Below are 17,499 nucleotides of genomic sequence, written 5' to 3' on the forward strand. Positions count from 1 at the left end.
TCACAGTTCGGTCAGAACAGGGTGGTTGCGTTTTATCATGCGATTTCAAGGGCCCAAAAGGAAGAGACGATTGAATTGCTTCTTCATTTCCTGCAAACCTGTTAACATCTGCATGTTTTTAATTGTCGCTTGACGGAGGCCACCCCATGTCGCGCAGAATCAAATCCGCTCTGGCCCTGCTGGCCGGGAATGCTCTTGGGTTGTTGTTGGCTGTGCTGCTGCTGTCCGGGTTTTCGATCAAGCCGCTGTCGTTCATCGTTGTGGTGATCGTCTTCACCCTGGTTCAGGTGGTGGCCGAGCCGCTGATCCTGAAACTTGGGGAAAAGAAAGCGCCCGCGCTGAAAGGCGGGATCGCGCTGATCGTGACCTTCGTGGGCCTGCTGGTGACCGATTGGATCACGGCTGGGTTGACCATTGGCGGTATCTCGAACCTGCTGGCGGCGACGCTGCTGGTCTGGCTGGGCGCGCTGATCGGCAGTATCGTGCTGCCGATCTATGTGTTCAAAGAACTGCGCGAACCTAAAAAGTAATCACAGCGCGTTCAGGCTGGCCTCGATGGCTTGCCACAGCTCCTCGACTGGCTCGCAGCCAACAGAGAGGCGGATGAACGCTGGATCGACGTCATCGCCCCAGCGGGCGCGGCGCTCGGCCGAGCTGTGAACGCCTCCGAATGAGGTTGCGGGGCGCAGCAAGGGGCAGGTGTTGATGAAGGCTTCGGCCTGCGCTTCGCTGCCCAACGTCAGGGACAACAGGAACCCGAATCGCGCCGTTTGAGCCTGCGCCAAGGCGTGCGCGGGGTCGTCTGGCAGGCCCGGATAGCGAACTTGTTTCACCTTCGGATGCTCCGCCAACCGCTCCGCCAGCACCTGCGCCGAGTTGCACATGCGGTCAAAGCGCACATCCAGAGTTTCCAACCCGCGATGCAGCAGCCAAGCCTCATGCGGGCCGGGGATTGACCCGGACACCGTCCGCCATTCCTCGACCCGTTCCATGATCTGCGAATTACGGCTGGCCACATGGCCCATCAGCATATCGGAATGCCCGCCCATCGCCTTGGTGTCGGATGACACAACCACGTCGATGCCCAGATCCAACGGGCGCTGGCCCAGCGGTGTCAGGGTTGTGTTGTCGGCGATGGTCACCCCACCGGCGGCGCGTACCTGTTCGGCAACCGCTTTCAGGTCGATCATGTCCAGACCGGGGTTCGAGGGGCTTTCGACAAACACCACATCGAACCCGGCAAAACCACCTTCGGCAAAGTCGGTCGTCGCGCGTTCTTCGACCTCAACACCGAGGCGTGAGAGGAACCGATCCGACAGCAGACGCGTGACGTAGTAGCCGTCCGGGGGGATCAACAGCCGCGATCCGGCTTGAACGGTTGCAAACAGCGCCGCCGAAATCGCCGCCATCCCCGACGGAAAGCAAAGGCACGGCGCGTCTTCCAGATGCGACAGAACATGTTCCAGCTGGACCCATGTGGGGTTGTCCACACGGCCATAGGTGGCCAGACCATCTGTCGGCCCCGGCAGGTGATACATGCTGCTTTGGGTCAGCGGTAGGGCCACCGGCTCACCCGCGTTTAGCGCATTGCCGCGCAAATGCAGCATCTCTCCAATCTTGGGGGCCATCTCTTAGCGTCCCGGAATTGCGTCGCGGGGTGGGGCGGGTTCCCAGTTCTCGATGATCTCGACCGCCTCTTGCGCGGTATCGACAAAGCGGAACAGGTCCAGATCTTCGTCCGAGATGGTGCCTGCATCGGCAAGGGCTTCCCAGTTGATCACCTTTTCCCAGAATTCGCGGCCGAACAGCAGGAAGGGCACGCGGTCCATCCGGCCGGTCTGGATCAGGGTCAGCGACTCGAACAGCTCATCCATCGTGCCAAAGCCGCCGGGGAAGATGGTGATGGCGCGGGCGCGCATCAGGAAATGCATCTTGCGGATCGCGAAATAGTGGAAATTGAAGCTGAGCTCGGGCGTCACATACAGGTTCGGGGCCTGTTCATGCGGCAAGACGATGTTCAACCCGATGGAACAGCCGCCTGCATCCTGCGCGCCCCGGTTTCCGGCCTCCATCACGCCGGGGCCACCGCCGGTGACGATCACATTCTCGCGGCAGCCTGTCTCGTTCGATTTCTCGGTCATCAGCCGGGCAAACTCGCGTGCCTCGTTATAATACTCGGACAGCCCGGCCAGCGTTTCGGTTCGTGCCGTGTGCTTTTGCGACGGTTCCGGAATACGCGCGCCGCCGAACATGACGATGGTCGAGGTGATCTGACGTTCGCTCATGATCATCTCGGGTTTCAGCAGCTCCAGCTGCAGGCGCACCGGGCGCAGCTCATCCCGGCACAGAAATTCCTCATCGGCGAAGGCAAGGCGATAGGCGGGTGAGCGCGTCTGCGGCGTATCCGGCACCTCGCTCGCGGTCGAGCGGTCGGTCTGCGCATCGCGGAACGGGCTGTGGCGGTCTTCTCTCATCGTTGATCGATCCCTGCTTGCGTGTTTGACAAACAGCTATAGGGTTCGCGGGCAGAGTGCCAGTCACGGAAAGACAAGAATGGATTGGAAGACGGAAATTCAGGCGGCAGCCAGTCGGATCGACGGACATGCACAGGTGACCCCGGTGATGGAAAGCCACATTCCCGGCTATTCGGTTGAAATGAAGCTGGAGCATATGCAGCACACCGGCAGCTTCAAGGCGCGGGGGGCGTTCAACACGCTGCTCAGCACGGATGTGCCGCAGGCGGGCGTTGTGGCGGCTTCGGGCGGCAATCACGGGGCGGCGGCGGCTTATGCCGCGCGGGCGCTGGGCCATCCGGCCAAGATCTTCGTGCCGGAACTGGCCGGCCCGTCCAAGATCGCCCTGATCGAACAGATCGGCGCGGATCTGAGCGTGGTGCCGGGTGAATACGCCAATGCCCTAACCATGGCGCAGGAGCATGAGGAACAAACCGGCGCGATGCAAATCCACGCCTATGACGCACCAGCGACTGTGGCCGGGCAGGGGACGTGCTTTGCGGAATGGGACGCTCAAGGTTTGCAGGCTGATACCGTCCTGATCGCTGTTGGCGGCGGCGGCCTGATTGCCGGGGCGTTGGCGTGGTTTCAGGGTGCGCGCAAGGTTGTGGCGGTTGAGCCGGAAACCTCCTGCGCGCTAAACGCGGCTTTAGAGGCGGGTGAGCCGGTGGACGTGTCGGTCTCCGGGATCGCGGCCAACGCGCTGGGCGCGCGGCGGATTGGATCGATCTGTTTCGATCTGGCACAGGGGATGCCCTCGGTTCTGGTCTCGGATCAGGCGATTTCCGACGCACAACGCGCCTTGTGGCAAGCCCATCGCATCCTTGTTGAACCCGCAGGGGCAGCGGCCTTGGCAGCCCTGATGTCGGGTGCGTATCAGCCGGAACCGGGGGAACGTGTGGCGGTTCTGGTTTGCGGTGGAAATATCGCCCCCGATCCGTTTGCGGCGTGAATTATCGGCTTGTGGACAGGCGTTGACGATTTTATCGATAATCTATGAACGCCACGATTGCCGACACGATCTACGAAAACCTGCGCCAGCAGATCATCACCGGGGCCTTAAGCGCCGGTGAGAAACTGCGTCAGGACCACATCGCCAAATCCTTTGACACCAGCCACGTGCCGGTGCGCGAAGCGCTGCTGCGGCTTCAGGCGCACGGGCTGGCCCACAGCGAGCCCCGACGGGGGATGCGTGTCTCGGTTCTGGATCCCGCTGAAATACGCGAAGTGATCGAGATGCGCGTGGCGCTGGAACCGCTTGCCCTGCAGCAGGCGGCGCAGAACATGTCGCCCACGGATCTGGACCGGATCGAAGTGGCTCGTATCGCCTGCGACGACGCTGAAACCATGCCGGAATGGGAGGCGCGCAATCGCGCCTTTCACCGGGCGATCCTGACGCCTTGCGGACTTCCGCGCCTGTTGCACACCATCGATGACCTGCACATCGCAAGCGCCCGGCACCTGTTTGCCCATTGGCGCCCCAAATGGACGCAGCGTGTGGACAAGGACCACCTGTCCATCGTGCAGGCCCTGAAGCGCAAGGATACGGGCGCGGCAACGGCCATTCTGATCCGGCATATTCGCCGCGCAAGCTGAGGATAGCGCGGATTGGACGCAAAAAGACCCGCGTTCGTCGCATTGCGCCGTGGGTCCGGCTTGCGTATAGGCCACACCGACACGAACAGATTCTCTAGGGAGACGCCCAATGTCCAATGCGCAACTGGAAGCCGCCATCGAAGCCGCATGGGAGGCCCGCGATACCATCTCGCCCGCAACCACCGGCGAACAGCGCGAAGCCATCGAGGATACGCTGAACGCACTGGACAGCGGATCGCTGCGTGTGGCCGAAAAGCTGGAGAGCGGCGACTGGCATGTGAACCAATGGGCCAAGAAGGCGGTTCTGCTGGGCTTCCGCATCAAGGACATGGAAATCCAGTCGGGCGGCCCGCAGGCCGGTGGCTGGTGGGACAAGGTGGACAGCAAGTTCGCCGGTTGGGGTGAGGACCAGTGGAAGGCTGCTGGCTTCCGCGCCGTGCCGAACTGCGTGGTCCGCAAATCGGCCTATGTCGCGCCGGGCGTGGTGCTGATGCCGTCCTTCGTGAACCTGGGCGCTTACGTTGACGAGGGCACCATGGTTGACACCTGGGCCACCGTCGGATCCTGCGCGCAGATCGGCAAGAACGTGCACCTGTCGGGCGGCGTCGGCATCGGCGGCGTGCTGGAACCGATGCAGGCCGGTCCGACCATTATCGAAGACAATTGCTTTATCGGCGCGCGGTCCGAGGTGGTCGAGGGCTGTATCGTCCGCGAAGGATCGGTTCTGGGTATGGGTGTGTTCATTGGCAAATCCACCAAGATCGTTGACCGTGAAACCGGTGAAGTGACCTATGGCGAAGTGCCGCCCTACTCGGTTGTTGTGGCGGGTTCGATGCCGTCGAAGAACAACATCAGCCTGTATTGCGCAGTGATCGTGAAGCGGGTGGACGAAAAGACCCGCTCGAAAACCGGCATCAACGAGTTGCTGCGGGACTAAGGCATCTGCGGAAACGAACAAAGGGCTGTGGCGCGTGCCGCAGCCCTTTTTTGTTGCCTGTCTAACCCTTGATCGGATAGCGATCCGGTTCTTCAAACACATCAATGGCCCGCGTGCCGGCCTTGATCTTGCCGCCATGTTCGACGCCCGAAGGGATCGAATAGCTGTCGCCGGGGCCGTATGTTCTGGTTTCGCCGCCGATGGTCAATTCAACCTCGCCCTCGATAATCGTGCCCCACTGCGCTTTGTGCGAATGTGCGGGCAGTTCAAAATCCTTAAGGAACGTGAAGAATGCCACCAGACCTGCATCAGACCGGATGACGGCGGTTTGCACCACGTCCTCGGGGAAGGGAATGTCGAGGCTTGGGAAGGCTGTAATAAAATCGGGATAGGGCATCGAAAGTCCTCTGCAATTGGCAACGGGCTGTGTTTTGGCACTATGGACGCCGGAATGCCCGCGCGCAATTCCCGGCTGCTTGACCGTAGGCGGGCGCGCGGCTATGGCCCGTTGCATGGAAAAGCAAAAGAAACCTTCGCGTCAGCAAGTCTATACCCTGTTGGTCCAAATCGGTCGCAAGGACGGCGACGGCTTGCCCGACGGGGCGACCGGGGCGGCCCTGATGTGCTTTGCCAGTGGCGTGGATGAAGCCGAGGCGGTGCGCGAAACGGTGGCGATCCTGAAACAGGCAGATACCGCGCCTCTGGACGTCACGGGCTATGGGACCTTGGCCGAGCGCGAGGCGCAGGGCCACGACATTGATCCGGACGAACGTGCCCTGATGCAGCGGGCGCTGGATGAGAATGCGGTGATCGTCGCGCAGATGACGCCGTTTTTCGAAGGTGACGCGCAGCCGTAAAGCAGACTTGCCTTAGTTCTGCATCCCGAACCAGTTGCGGTAAATCTCGTCATAGGTCCCGTCTTCGCGCAGGGCCAACAGCGCCTGATTGACCTCTTCGACAAGGGGCGAACCGGTCGGGAAGGCAATGCCATAGTTCTCCCGCAGGAAGATACCTCCGGTCATGCTGGCAATCCGACGACCTTCATGGGCGGCGAAGTAGGACAGGATGGGCGCGTCGAACACCACCGCGTCCAGATCTTCGGCCTTGAATGCTTCGAGCATTTGATCCAGCCCGGTGTAACCGGTGAATTCAATCTCGCGCCGGGTCAGGAAACTGGCGGCGGTCGAGCCCGTGATGGTGCCGACATTCTTGCCGTAGAGGTCATTGACCGAATTCACATTGCCGGTGATCGCGTCCACCGTCATGACGCTGGTGATCCGGGCGGTAAAGACCGACACGATGAACAGGGACGAGACGACCAGCACAACGCCCAGAATGCGGCCGAAGGGCGTGCGCGGCATCCGTTCTTCAAACCCGCCATTCACGACCAGATTCAGCGCCCACCAGAAGGATGGAAACCACGCTTCGTTCAGCTTGCGGTCGAAATAGGGCTGCGCGCGCCGCTCGAACCCCCACATCAGCATGCCGCCGCCCAGAAGGATGGCAAAGGCCAGGCCAATGGCAATGAACAGCTCGGTCGACAGCAGGGCCTGTAGCAGTGATGGCCTGCGCACCGCGTCCGAGGGCACCATGATCTGCAATCCGGCCTCAAAGATCGGCTGGCTGAAATCCATCTGGGTTTCGCGCATCGCGGTGATCGAGATATTGGCAATCGCCAGATCCGCAGACCCGTCCCGAACCGCGCCCAGCATGTCTGAAAACCCTTCGACCCGGGATACCGTGTAGTCCCAGTCCAGCGCCTCGGCCAGCGCCGCAAGCAGGTCCATCGAGAATCCGGTCTCGGCCCCGTCCTCCACATAGGAAAACGGCGGTCGGGTCACGGTTGTGACATTCAGCGTTTGTGCCAGGCTTTGCTGTGCGAGAACGGCGAAAGTCAGGCAGATCAGGGCGTAGAATGCGCGCTTCATGGTCAATTCACCTGTTTCGCGGCCCTGTAACGCGAATGTGTGCATGGCGGCAAGCACGTCCCGGGGTAAAGCACCATGATTTATTGGCGTCTCAGGTCGATACGTTGCGTGTTCGTCACTGTGAAAATTGCGGATTGGGGTTGGCAATCCGGCCAATTCGTTGAATCTGTGCACGAACCTGAGCGCACCACCACCAAAGAGGCCCTTAAATGACCGATCCAGTTCAATTGACGGCGGACCTGATCCGTTGCCCATCGGTCACACCTGCCGAAGGCGGTGCATTGGTCCTGTTACAGGGTCTTTTGTCGGATGCAGGGTTCGAATGCACCCGAGTGGATCGCGGTGGGATCAGCAACCTGTTCGCCCGTTGGGGGGCCAAAGGACATGCACGAACATTTGGATTCAACGGCCATACCGATGTGGTTCCCGTTGGCGACGACTCCGCCTGGACCAAACCACCTTTCGGGTCCGAGGTTCAGGGCGGGGTGATGTATGGGCGCGGCGCAACGGACATGAAATCTGGCGTTGCCGCCTTTGCTGCTGCCGCCGTGGATTTCGTACGCGACACGCCGCCGGATGGCGCGATCATCCTGACCATAACCGGCGATGAAGAGGCCGATGCGCTGGATGGCACCACCGCCCTGCTTGATCATATGGATCAGGTCGGCGAACGGATGAGCGTTTGTCTGGTCGGCGAACCCACCTGTCCGAACACAATGGGCGAGATGATGAAGATCGGGCGGCGCGGGTCGATGACCGCGTGGTTCACCGTGACGGGCGTACAGGGCCATTCCGCCTATCCGCACCGGGCGAAGAACCCTCTGCCCGCGATGGCGCGGCTGATGGACCGTCTGGCCAGTCATGAACTGGACCAAGGCAGTGACCATTTCGATGCCTCGACGCTGGCCGTGGTCACAATCGACACCGGCAACCCCGCAACAAATGTCATCCCGGCGCAATGCCGTGGCACCGTCAATATCCGCTTCAACGACCTGCATTCCGGCACGGGCCTGAGTGACTGGCTGAAAGCTGAGGCCGCGCGTGCGGCCGAAGAATATGGCGTTGAGGTTGAGACCAGAATCAAAATCTCGGGCGAAAGCTTTCTGACCCCGCCCGGTCCTTTGTCCGATCTGGTGGCGCAGGCGGTTGAGGCGGAGACGGGTGTGCAGCCTGAGATGTCGACGACCGGCGGCACCTCGGACGCGCGGTTCGTCAAGAACCACTGCCCGGTGGTCGAGTTCGGGCTGGTGGGCCGCACCATGCATCAGGTGGACGAATGCGTCGAGGTGGCCCAGATCGAACAGCTCAAGGCGATCTATACGCGCATTCTGACGGATTATTTTGCCTAAGCCATGCAGCGCACTCTGGTCATCATGGTCAAGGAGCCCCATCCGGGGCGCGTCAAGACGCGGCTGGGGCGCGATATCGGCATGGTCGGCGCGGCGTGGTGGTTCCGGCATCAGACACGGGCGCTGATCCGGCGGCTGCGGGACCCGCGCTGGCAGATCGTTCTGGCGGTGTCTCCGGATCGCGAGGGGCTGACCAGCCGCATCTGGCCCGCTGACCTGCCGCGTGCGGCGCAGGGGCGGGGTGATCTGGGTGACCGCATGGGGCGGATGCTGCGCGGGATGCCCAAAGGGCCGGTATGTCTGATAGGCGCGGATATTCCCGGTATCTCGCGTGGGCATATTGCGCGGGCGTTCGGGGCGCTGGGGCGCGCGCAGATGGTATTCGGTCCGGCCCCTGATGGCGGCTATTGGCTGGTCGGCGCGCAACGCTATGGGGCGCTGCCGCCGGGGCTGTTTCGCGACGTGCGCTGGTCCAGCGAGCACACATTGGCGGACACGCTGGCCTCGGTCCCCGGTTGCCGGGTGGCGCTGCTGGACCAGTTGCATGATGTGGATACGGTGGCCGATCTCGATCGCTGATGTTTTTGGTCATGACGCGGTCGCGTCCCCGTGCTAGGCCGGGATCATGACTCGCATCCCCACCAAGCAGGAGGTCCTGGACTGGATCTCGGCGAACCCCACCCTGACCTCGAAACGCGATATCGCAAAGGCCTTTGGCATCAAGGGCGCGGATCGGATCGACCTGAAACGCATCCTCAAGGAACTTGAGGCCGAGGGGCATCTGGAAAAGCGCAAGCGCAGCTATCGCGACCCGGATCGCCTGCCACCGGTCAGCGTGTTGCAGGTGAAGGCCCCCAATGCCGATGGCGACCTGTTTGCGCGCCCGCTGGAGTGGCATGGCGAGGGGGTCGAGCCCATCGTGCTACTGATCACCCGCGCCAGCGATCCGGCGCTGGGCGAAGGCGACCGCATTCTGGCCCGCCTGACCGTGGTGCATGAGGAAGACCACAATTACGAGGCCCGCCTGATCCGCCGCATCGGCACCAACCCGCGCAAGATCGTCGGCATCTTTCGGAAAGGGGCCGAGGGCGGGCGGATCGTGCCCATCGACAAGGCCGGTTCGACCGAATGGCTGGTGCCCGAAGGCGCGGTGCATGGGGCCAAGGATGGCGAATTGGTCGAGGCCGAACAGGCCGGACCCAAGAACCGCATGGGCCTGCCCCGTGCGCGGATCGTCGAGCGTCTGGGCGATCCTACGGCCCCCAAGGCAGTCTCGCTGATTGCGATCCATCAGCATGGTATCCCCGACGATTTCCCCGACAAGGTGATTGATGAGGCCGACAAGGCCAAACCCGCTGGCCTGAAGGGCCGCGAGGATCTGCGGGACATGCCGCTGCTGACCATCGACCCCTCGGACGCGCGGGATCATGACGACGCCTGCTATGCCCATGCCGATGACGACCCCAAGAACCCCGGCGGCCATGTGATCTGGGTCGCCATCGCGGATGTCGCCGCCTATGTGCAGCCCGGCACCGCGCTGGACCGCGAGGCGCGCAAGCGCGGCAATTCCAGCTATTTCCCCGACCGCGTTGTGCCGATGCTGCCCGACCGTCTGTCGGGCGATCTGTGCTCGCTGCACGAAGGCGTCCCGCGCGCCTGTATCGCCGTGCGGATGCAGATCGACGCGGATGGCAACAAGATCGGCCACAGCTTCGTGCGCGGCCTGATGCGATCGGCTGCGTCGCTGCATTACGCCGAGGTGCAGGAGGCCATTGACGGCACACCCAACGACCGCACCGGGCCGTTGCTGGAGACGGTGCTGAAGCCGCTCTACGCCGCTTATATTGTGCTGAAAAAGGCGCGGGCGGTGCGACAGCCGCTGGAACTGGACCTGCCCGAGCGCAAGATCATTCTGTCCGACACCGGTGAAGTGACCAGCGTCGCCTTTCGCGATCGTCTGGATGCGCACAAGCTGATTGAGGAGTTCATGATCCTCGCCAACGTCGCCGCTGCCGAGACTTTGTTCGCCAAACGCCGCCCGCTGCTGTTTCGGGTGCATGAAGAACCCGCGCCCGAAAAGCTGGAAAGCCTGCGGGAAACCGCGCAGGCGGCGGGGTTGAATCTCGCGAAAGGTCAGGTGCTGCAAACCCGCCATCTGAACGCGCTGCTGAACGCCGCCGCCGGGACCGAGGATGCGGAACTGATCAACCTCACCACTCTGCGATCCATGGCGCAGGCCTATTACAACCCCGAGAATTTCGGCCATTTCGGGCTGGCGCTGCGGAACTATGCGCATTTCACCTCACCCATTCGGCGCTATGCCGATCTGATCGTGCACCGCGCGCTGATCTCGGCACATGGCTGGGGCAAGGACGGGCTGACCGAGGATGAAATCGCAAGGCTCGACGAAACCGCCACCCATATCTCGGATACCGAGCGCCGGTCGATGATGGCGGAACGTGACACAACCGACCGTTATCTGGCGGCCTATCTCAGCGAACGTGTGGGCAATGAGTTCTCGGGCCGGATCAGCGGCATCGCCCGGTTCGGGGCTTTCGTGAAGATGGACGAAACCGGCGCGGATGGGCTGGTGCCGGTGCGTTCTCTGGGGCGTGAATTCTTCCATTTCGACCGCGAGGCCGGAACGCTGATGGGGTCAGACACCGGCTTGATCATCGCGATTGGCCAACGCGTCACCGTGCGACTGACCGAGGCAACACCGGTGACAGGTGGGCTGGAGCTGGAACTGCTGTCCATTGACGATCAGGCCCTGCCGCGCGGGCGCGGCCCCGCCAAACGCGGTGCACGGCGCAAGGCGGTCAGCACCAAGCGCAAGAAGGACAAGATCAAGCGCAAGGTGGAACGCAAACGCCGTCAGAGGTGACACTGCGTTTCAGGAAAATGTCGTATCGCTTTTCATTTGCCTTTCCCTGCAACGCGATAGGTTAGCGCTCGCGCGATCAGCCAGCCATGGCGGGTCGGATCGATCTGGCCCATATCGTCGAACAGCACGGCCCGGTTTCCGTCGATCCGATCTTCACCCGGAAAGGCGCTGGTGAAATCACCCATCAACCGGCTTTGGCAATGCACGAACAGGGCAAAGCACGCGGATTTGTGCCCGCCCAGCCGAATGGTCGAGCCCTTGGGCGCCAGATACGCAGGCTGACCCCAGCGCAGCGCCTCTTGCAGCGGTTGCGCGCTGGGCAGGTCGCTGGCCGTCTCAAGGATCAGATCGCGCAAGGCAAGCGCTCCGGCGCGGGTGTCAGGCGGCAAGGCCGCGAAGGCTGCGGCGACGGCGGGGTCCTCGAACTGTGTCATGCCAGCGGTACTGCCTGTTCCATCCGATCCACATAGCTGTTGAGCAGGTTATCCTGTTTGATCCGACGGGTCAGGGGGGTATCGGCAGGGGTGGCACGCATCGCGGCCAGCATGGGCCCAACGCTCATGTCCGCCGCCGTCGGGCGTTCGCCCAGCAGAAACGGCGATTGCCACAGATAGGCCGAGATCGCCTCAAGATCGCGTTCGACCCTGTCCAGACGTTCGTTCAGGGAAAAGCGGCCAATGCCTTGGGTCCTGATCCCCTTCAGAACGGATTTGCGGATCGCGTTCGAGGCCGGTTTGCGGATCAGTGCCGGGATTCCGTCAAAGAACATCTCGCGCAGGATGGGCCAGACCTGATCATTGCCCCAGCGATCCAAAACGATGTGGAAATGCAGGTGTTCCTCAACCATTCGGATCAACGCGCGGGACTGTGCCTTTTCCACATCCGTCAGGCCCTGATCGAAATCGGCGCCCTGATGCTCCAGCCATTCGCGGATCAGGTCGCTGTCGGGCACCAGCCGTTCAGGCGTGCGAAGGACGGGCAGTTTCTGGTGCGGCATCTTGCGGGGGTCCAGCATGTCGGATCGCTGCCAGCTTTGGCCGGAGTGCTGCAGCATCAGCGCGGTTTTCACGCAGAACGGGCTGGCGCTGAACACGCCAAAGGCCGAGGGGAAGGTCAGTAGGGTCAGCATCTGTGGCTCCGTCATTGGGGATGGCCAGACCCTAGACGCACCTGATGACAGTTTCTGGCATTAGGGGTAAGTTAGGATACATCATGTCCCGCACCGCCCGCCTGTTCCAATTGATGCAAGCCCTGCGTTCTGGCCCGTCCCCGAAAACCTCGGTGCAACTGGCCGAGGATCTGGGCGTGTCGCCGCGCACGATTCATCGGGACATTGATGCGTTACGCGGCCTTGGGGCCGTTATCGACGGCGAGGCCGGGTTCGGATTCACCCTGATTGAAGATGCAACTCTGCCGCCGCTTGGCTTCACCGATGACGAGCTTGAGGCCCTGGTTCTGGGCCTGCGCGAAGTGCAGGTGATCGGCGATCCGGCCCTGTCAGAGGCCGCCAGCGCCGCATTACGCAAGTTGCAGGGGCGGTTGCCGCCACGCCAGTCTCACAGGCTTAGCCACGCGGTGCTGGCCGCGACGCGATTTGCGCGTCCACCCGCGCCGACGATCGAGGTCGCCGAGCTGCGGCAGGCGACGTGGGATGAGCGGACGATCGAGTTTGCCTATACCGATGCCAAGGGCGATGAGACCCGCAGGCGGGTCGATCCGCTGAGCATTGTTTATATGGACCGCTCGAATGTGTTGCTCAGCTGGTGTCATCTCAGGCAGGATTTCCGCGTCTTCCGGCTGGACCGGATCCGCGACATGTCCGTGACGGATCAAAGCTTTCGCCCCAATCGCGTGCCGATGCTGCGCGATGTGCTTGCGCGTATCCGTGCCGAACGCCAAGCACAAGCGCGCGAGGACGAGCGCTGAGCGCTTTGAGAATACCTGATTTTGCGCTATCCTCGAGGTTGAGCAGTAATCAGGAAAAAACGGAATGCGTAAATGCGTAGGTGGCGTCATGACCGCCGCATTATGGGCATCCATCGTGCAGGCGTCAGCGACAGAACAGTCTCCAAGGCCCGAGTCTCGGCCATTGGAGGGCGAAATCCAATTGGCTTCGGCGGAGGTGACAACGTCAATTCGCCCGGTGCCCCGGCCGTCGGCTGAGGTGGTGCGGGTGTCGGCGGCAGGGAACGCGCGGTTTCAGGCCTGGCTGGGGGCGTTCGGGGATCGGGCGCGGGATCAGGGCATCTCGCAGACCACTCTGAACCGGGCCTTGGCGGGTTTGACATACGACAAGGACGTCATCCGGCGCGACCGCAATCAGGCCGAGTTCAGCAAGCCAATCTGGGAGTATCTGGACAGCGCCGTCTCGGACACGCGTATCGCCAACGGACGCGCGGCGTTGGATCGTCACGGCGCGGTGCTGAACCGGATCGAGGCGCAGTATGGCGTCGAGAAAGAGGTCGTGACGGCGATCTGGGGGTTGGAGACGTCCTTCGGATCGTATCGCGGCAACAACCAGACCATAAGGTCGCTTGCCACTCTGGCCTTTGATGCCCGCCGGGCGTCGTTCTTTGAGGCGCAGTTGATCGCCGCCTTGCAGATCGTTCAGGCCGGGGATGTCAGCGCCGGTCGGATGGTGGGCAGTTGGGCCGGGGCAATGGGGCATACGCAGTTCATGCCGACCTCGTATCTGGATCACGCAGTCGATTTCGATGGAGACGGGCGGCGCGATATCTGGTCGGACGATCCCACTGACGCGTTGGCCTCTGCCGCCGCCTATCTGGCACGACATGGCTGGATCAAAGGACAGCCCTGGGGGGTCGAGGTGCGACTGCCCGAAGGCTTCAACTATGCCACGGCCAAGTGGGACTATACTCTGATGCCGTCGGACTGGGCGGCCCGAGGTGTGGTTGGGCGCGATGGTAAACCCGTGCGCGACTACGGGCAGGCCGCAATCCTGCTACCCGCCGGAGGGCAGGGCGTGGCGCTGATGATCTTCGACAATTTCCGCGTGATTGAGGCCTATAACGGCGCGGATGCCTATGTGATCGGGATCGGCCACCTGTCCGACCGTCTGGCCGGGCATGCGCCGTTTCGGGGTGACTGGCCCCGAGGGGATCGGATACTCAGTTTCACCGAAAAGAAGGAGCTGCAAACCCGCCTGACCAATGCCGGGTTCGACACGCAGGGCATCGACGGGCGCACCGGGCCGAACACGATCAATGCGGTTCGGGCCTATCAACTGGCGCAGGGGTTGCTGCCGGACGGGTATCCGACGTTGAAGTTGCTGGAACGGTTGAGGTGAATGCGCGCTGGCGTTTCAGGGAATTGGTGATAGCCTTCGCGAGATGCAGAAGGTGATCACATGACTATCGAAACCTGGACCATCTACGTCCTGACGGTGCTTGCATTGATGAGCACCCCGGGACCGAGCCAATTGCTGATGCTGTCAAATAGCGGCGCACATGGGTTCAAACGTGCGCTCTCAACGGCGGCAGGGGACCTGACCGCAAATGCGCTGCAGATGCTGGCCGCCGGTCTGGGCTTGGCCGCCATCGTTGCGGCCTCGGGCACTGCGCTGGCCGTCATCAAATGGGCGGGTGTTGCCTATCTTCTGTGGCTTGGGTTCATGATGATCCGTCGCGCCAAGCCGGACGATCCGCATCTGGATGAGGCCCGCCCCAAGGCATCCCTGAAAACCCTGTGGATGCAAGGCTTTCTGACCTCGGCGGCCAATCCGAAGGCGGTCGTGTTCTTTGCCGCTCTGTTTCCGCAATTCATCTCTGCCGACAGTGCCTTCTGGCCACAATTCCTGATCCTGAGCGCGACCTATATCGCGATGGATGGCGTGTTTCTGTCGGCCTACGGGTTCAGCGCAAGCTGGATTGCCAAGCGGTTCAAAGGAACCGCGCGTGTTTGGATCGAACGCACTGGCGGCGGCTTCATGATCGGCGCCGCCATCCTGCTTGGCCTCAAATCCATCGCGCAGAAATAGCGGTTGCGCACGGCGATACCGGAGACGTTAGGTCGTCTCCGGCCAGTGTCAGAATGTCAGGACGCCGCCTTCATCAGCCCCTGCGCGATGATTTCTGCCTGAGCCTCATCCAGCGATTTGTAGATCCGCACAAACATCTCGTCGATATCCGCAGGGGTCAGGATCAGCGGCGGAGAGATGATCATTCGGTCGCCCACATGGCGCATGATCAAGTTGTTGGCAAAGCAGCGGTCGCGGCAGATATAACCCACGGTGCCCGGCGCTGACGCGAACTTGGCGCGGCTGGCTTTGTCCGGGGTCAGCGCGACCGAGGCCATCATGCCGACGATCTTGGCCTCACCCACCAGCGGGTGATCGGCCAGCGCCTCCCATTTCTGTTTCAGATAGGGCGCGGCCACGTCGCGGACATGCTCGACGATTTTCTCTTCTTCCAGAATGCGCAGGTTTTCCAGCGCCACGGCGGCTGCAACCGGGTGGCCGGAATAGGTGTAGCCGTGGTTGAACTCGGTGCCGCCAATGACCTCGGCAATCTCATCATTGACGATGGACCCGCCGATGGGCGCGTAACCCGAGCTGAGGCCCTTGGCGATGGTCATGATATGCGGCTTGATCCCAACGGTTTGTGACCCGAACCAGTTGCTGGTGCGTCCAAAGCCGCAGATCACCTCATCCGCGATCAACAGGATATCGTATTTGTCACAAATCCGCTGAACCTCGGGCCAATAGCTGTCGGGCGCGACGATCACACCGCCCGCGCCCTGCACAGGTTCGGCGATGAAAGCGGCTACGCGATCTTCGCCCAGTTCCTGAATCGCCTCTTCCAGCTCGCGCGCACGGGCGAGGCCGAATTCTTCCGGTGACATATCGCCACCCTCGGCCCACCAGTTCGGCTGGTTGATGTGATGGATGTTCGGGATCGGAATGCCGCCCTGCGCGTGCATCCCGGCCATTCCACCCAGCGAGGCCGACCCAACGGACGAGCCATGATAGGCGTTGTGGCGGCTGATGATGATGTTCTTGTCGGGCTGACCTTTCTCGGCCCAGTAGGTGCGGACCAGACGGATATTGGTGTCATTGGCCTCGGACCCGCCGGCTGCGAAGAACACGTGGTTCAGATCACCCGGAGCCAGTTCGGCAATTTTCGCCGCCAGCGCAATAGCGGGGACATGGGTCGTTTTGAAGAACGTGTTGTAATAGGGCAGTTCGCGCATCTGACGTGCGGCCACGTCTGCCAGTTCATCGCGGCCATAGCCGATGTTCACGCACCACAGACCGGCCATGGCATCCAGAATCTCTTCGCCGTCGCTGTCGGTCAGATAGACACCTTTGGCGCGCGTGATCACCCGAGCCCCTTCCTGACCCAGCGCCCCATTGGCGGAAAACGGGTGGAGGTGGTGCGCCGCGTCCAGTGCCTGCAACTCGGCCGTGGGCATGTGATTGGTGATGGTGGACATCCTGAAACCTCCTGCAGCAGTTGGCACTCAGAATATGATCAAATTTTTTGCTGTCAATCGAATCGCTGTTGCCTAGGCGGTGGCCAGCGCGCCGACCATCAGCTCCATCCCTTGTTCGATGTCCTGCGCGGTGGCCAGGGCGGCTTTTTCGGCGTCTCCTTTGCGCAGGGCGGCAATGATGTCTTTATGCCTGTCCGGCAGGCTTTGCGTTCCGAAACGCCCACTGACGACACGCAGCGAGGGGCCGAAGCGCAGCCACAACCGTTCGGCCAGATCGCGCAGAATCGGGGCGTTGGCGTGGGCATACAGCGCCTCGTGAAACGCGTAGTTCAATTGCAGGTATCCGCTGACATCGCCATCCGCGATCATACGATCAAGGCGCTGGTCCAACCGTTCCAGCGCGTCGATATCCGAAGGTTTCAGATTGGCTGCCGCCAGACGAGAAAGCTCTGATTCTATTGACTTTCTGGCAAAGATCATCTGCGCGATATCCGAGTCCGATACCAGCGGAACACTGACCCTGCGATTGCCCTGAAACACCAATGCCCCGTCCGAGATCAGACGACGGATCGCTTCGCGTACCGGTGTCATCCCGACCCCAAGCGAATCAGTCAGCCCCTGGATCGTTACGGGCTGACCCGGAACCAGATCGCCGAACAGGATCTGCGATTTCAGGGTTTGGTACACCTGCTCATGTACTGGGCTTTTTTTGCCGTCCATCTTTGTCGTAGATGCCTTATTTTTGATCAAATCCAAGTGGTTCATTCCAATTTGCAAGCCGACAGCTTGCCGGGTTTGAACCGTCATGAAAGCATACTGCGTGCGGCTGAAAAACGCAAAA

The 17,499-nt window shown here is 61.8% G+C and carries 19 protein-coding genes; 11 read left to right on the plus strand and 8 right to left on the minus strand.

From position 1 onward, the window contains the following. Nucleotides 1–146: 146 nt before the first annotated feature. Entirely contained in the window at nt 147–530 is a 384-nt protein-coding gene (locus ACR0MO_RS16820) for a phage holin family protein (RefSeq protein ID WP_170624665.1), read from the plus strand. On the opposite strand, the gene ACR0MO_RS16825 is transcribed toward ACR0MO_RS16820, so the two are convergent. Together ACR0MO_RS16825 and ACR0MO_RS16830 are read right to left on the minus strand one after the other, a co-directional pair. After that, complete coding sequence (locus ACR0MO_RS16825) at nt 531–1,628, minus strand: cystathionine gamma-lyase (protein ID WP_480892399.1); 1,098 nt, start codon at nt 1,626–1,628, stop codon at nt 531–533. It lies immediately after the preceding gene. A gap of 3 nt (nt 1,629–1,631) precedes the next feature. Further along, nucleotides 1,632–2,474, minus strand: coding sequence for an LOG family protein (locus ACR0MO_RS16830; protein ID WP_480875556.1), 843 nt, complete (start codon nt 2,472–2,474; stop codon nt 1,632–1,634). A 79-nt stretch (nt 2,475–2,553) separates the two neighbouring features. Between ACR0MO_RS16830 and ACR0MO_RS16835 the strand changes: the two genes are divergently transcribed. From ACR0MO_RS16835 to dapD, 3 genes are all read left to right on the plus strand, one after another. Continuing rightward, nucleotides 2,554–3,465, plus strand: a complete 912-nt coding sequence (locus tag ACR0MO_RS16835; protein ID WP_480892401.1) for a threonine/serine dehydratase — start codon at nt 2,554–2,556, stop codon at nt 3,463–3,465. A gap of 44 nt (nt 3,466–3,509) precedes the next feature. Next, nucleotides 3,510–4,109, plus strand: coding sequence for a GntR family transcriptional regulator (locus tag ACR0MO_RS16840; RefSeq protein ID WP_480892403.1), 600 nt, complete (start codon nt 3,510–3,512; stop codon nt 4,107–4,109). 109 nt (nt 4,110–4,218) lie between these two features. Beyond that, nucleotides 4,219–5,046: a 2,3,4,5-tetrahydropyridine-2,6-dicarboxylate N-succinyltransferase gene (gene dapD / locus ACR0MO_RS16845; protein ID WP_170523757.1), complete on the plus strand. Its 828-nt coding sequence runs from the start codon at nt 4,219–4,221 to the stop codon at nt 5,044–5,046. 61 nt (nt 5,047–5,107) lie between these two features. Here the strand turns inward: dapD and ACR0MO_RS16850 are convergent, their stop codons facing one another. Then, on the minus strand, nt 5,108–5,443 hold the full coding sequence (locus ACR0MO_RS16850) for a cupin domain-containing protein (protein WP_170455327.1): 336 nt from the start codon (nt 5,441–5,443) through the stop codon (nt 5,108–5,110). Nucleotides 5,444–5,558: 115 nt separating this feature from the next. Here ACR0MO_RS16850 and ACR0MO_RS16855 point away from each other — a divergent pair, with 115 nt between their 5' ends. Then, on the plus strand, nt 5,559–5,903 hold the full coding sequence (locus ACR0MO_RS16855; protein WP_170455325.1) for a hypothetical protein: 345 nt from the start codon (nt 5,559–5,561) through the stop codon (nt 5,901–5,903). A gap of 12 nt (nt 5,904–5,915) precedes the next feature. On the opposite strand, the gene ACR0MO_RS16860 is transcribed toward ACR0MO_RS16855, so the two are convergent. Next, nucleotides 5,916–6,974 (minus strand): transporter substrate-binding domain-containing protein, encoded by a 1,059-nt coding sequence (locus tag ACR0MO_RS16860; protein ID WP_170634171.1) that lies wholly within the window; start codon nt 6,972–6,974, stop codon nt 5,916–5,918. Between the two features lie 209 nt (nt 6,975–7,183). On the opposite strand from ACR0MO_RS16860, the gene dapE reads away from it, so the two are divergent. From dapE to rnr, 3 genes are read left to right on the plus strand one after another with little or no spacing between them, the layout of a single operon-like run. Beyond that, nucleotides 7,184–8,323 carry a succinyl-diaminopimelate desuccinylase gene (gene dapE, locus ACR0MO_RS16865; protein ID WP_480892406.1) on the plus strand — a complete coding sequence of 380 codons (1,140 nt, stop codon included), beginning with the start codon at nt 7,184–7,186 and terminating at the stop codon, nt 8,321–8,323. A 3-nt stretch (nt 8,324–8,326) separates the two neighbouring features. After that, the gene (locus tag ACR0MO_RS16870) at nt 8,327–8,902 is read left to right on the plus strand and encodes a TIGR04282 family arsenosugar biosynthesis glycosyltransferase (protein WP_170455319.1); all 576 of its coding nucleotides are present in this window, start codon (nt 8,327–8,329) and stop codon (nt 8,900–8,902) included. 46 nt (nt 8,903–8,948) lie between these two features. Continuing rightward, on the plus strand, nt 8,949–11,207 hold the full coding sequence (gene rnr, locus ACR0MO_RS16875) for a ribonuclease R (protein WP_170624654.1): 2,259 nt from the start codon (nt 8,949–8,951) through the stop codon (nt 11,205–11,207). 32 nt (nt 11,208–11,239) lie between these two features. Here the strand turns inward: rnr and ACR0MO_RS16880 are convergent, their stop codons facing one another. Continuing rightward, nucleotides 11,240–11,641 carry a DUF1801 domain-containing protein gene (locus tag ACR0MO_RS16880; RefSeq protein WP_170455315.1) on the minus strand — a complete coding sequence of 134 codons (402 nt, stop codon included), beginning with the start codon at nt 11,639–11,641 and terminating at the stop codon, nt 11,240–11,242. Next, on the minus strand, nt 11,638–12,336 hold the full coding sequence (locus ACR0MO_RS16885) for a glutathione S-transferase family protein (RefSeq protein WP_480892409.1): 699 nt from the start codon (nt 12,334–12,336) through the stop codon (nt 11,638–11,640). Before ACR0MO_RS16885 ends, ACR0MO_RS16880 begins: the two co-directional genes overlap by 4 nt. 83 nt (nt 12,337–12,419) lie before the next feature. On the opposite strand from ACR0MO_RS16885, the gene ACR0MO_RS16890 reads away from it, so the two are divergent. The 3 genes from ACR0MO_RS16890 to ACR0MO_RS16900 all read left to right on the plus strand — a co-directional run bounded on the left by ACR0MO_RS16890 (nt 12,420) and on the right by ACR0MO_RS16900 (nt 15,204). Next, nucleotides 12,420–13,133 carry a helix-turn-helix transcriptional regulator gene (locus tag ACR0MO_RS16890; protein WP_170624650.1) on the plus strand — a complete coding sequence of 238 codons (714 nt, stop codon included), beginning with the start codon at nt 12,420–12,422 and terminating at the stop codon, nt 13,131–13,133. Nucleotides 13,134–13,197: 64 nt separating this feature from the next. Next, a complete protein-coding gene (locus ACR0MO_RS16895; protein WP_480892412.1) occupies nt 13,198–14,514 on the plus strand; it encodes a lytic murein transglycosylase in 1,317 nt (438 codons plus the stop codon). A 60-nt stretch (nt 14,515–14,574) separates the two neighbouring features. Continuing rightward, the gene (locus tag ACR0MO_RS16900) at nt 14,575–15,204 is read left to right on the plus strand and encodes a LysE family translocator (protein ID WP_170624645.1); all 630 of its coding nucleotides are present in this window, start codon (nt 14,575–14,577) and stop codon (nt 15,202–15,204) included. A 56-nt stretch (nt 15,205–15,260) separates the two neighbouring features. On the opposite strand, the gene ACR0MO_RS16905 is transcribed toward ACR0MO_RS16900, so the two are convergent. Further along, nucleotides 15,261–16,658 (minus strand): aspartate aminotransferase family protein, encoded by a 1,398-nt coding sequence (locus ACR0MO_RS16905; RefSeq protein WP_480892415.1) that lies wholly within the window; start codon nt 16,656–16,658, stop codon nt 15,261–15,263. Between the two features lie 72 nt (nt 16,659–16,730). Next, nucleotides 16,731–17,378, minus strand: a complete 648-nt coding sequence (locus tag ACR0MO_RS16910) for a GntR family transcriptional regulator (protein WP_480586220.1) — start codon at nt 17,376–17,378, stop codon at nt 16,731–16,733. Nucleotides 17,379–17,499: the final 121 nt, after the last annotated feature.

The sequence above is a fragment of the Ruegeria sp. K5 genome, assembly GCF_056531805.1.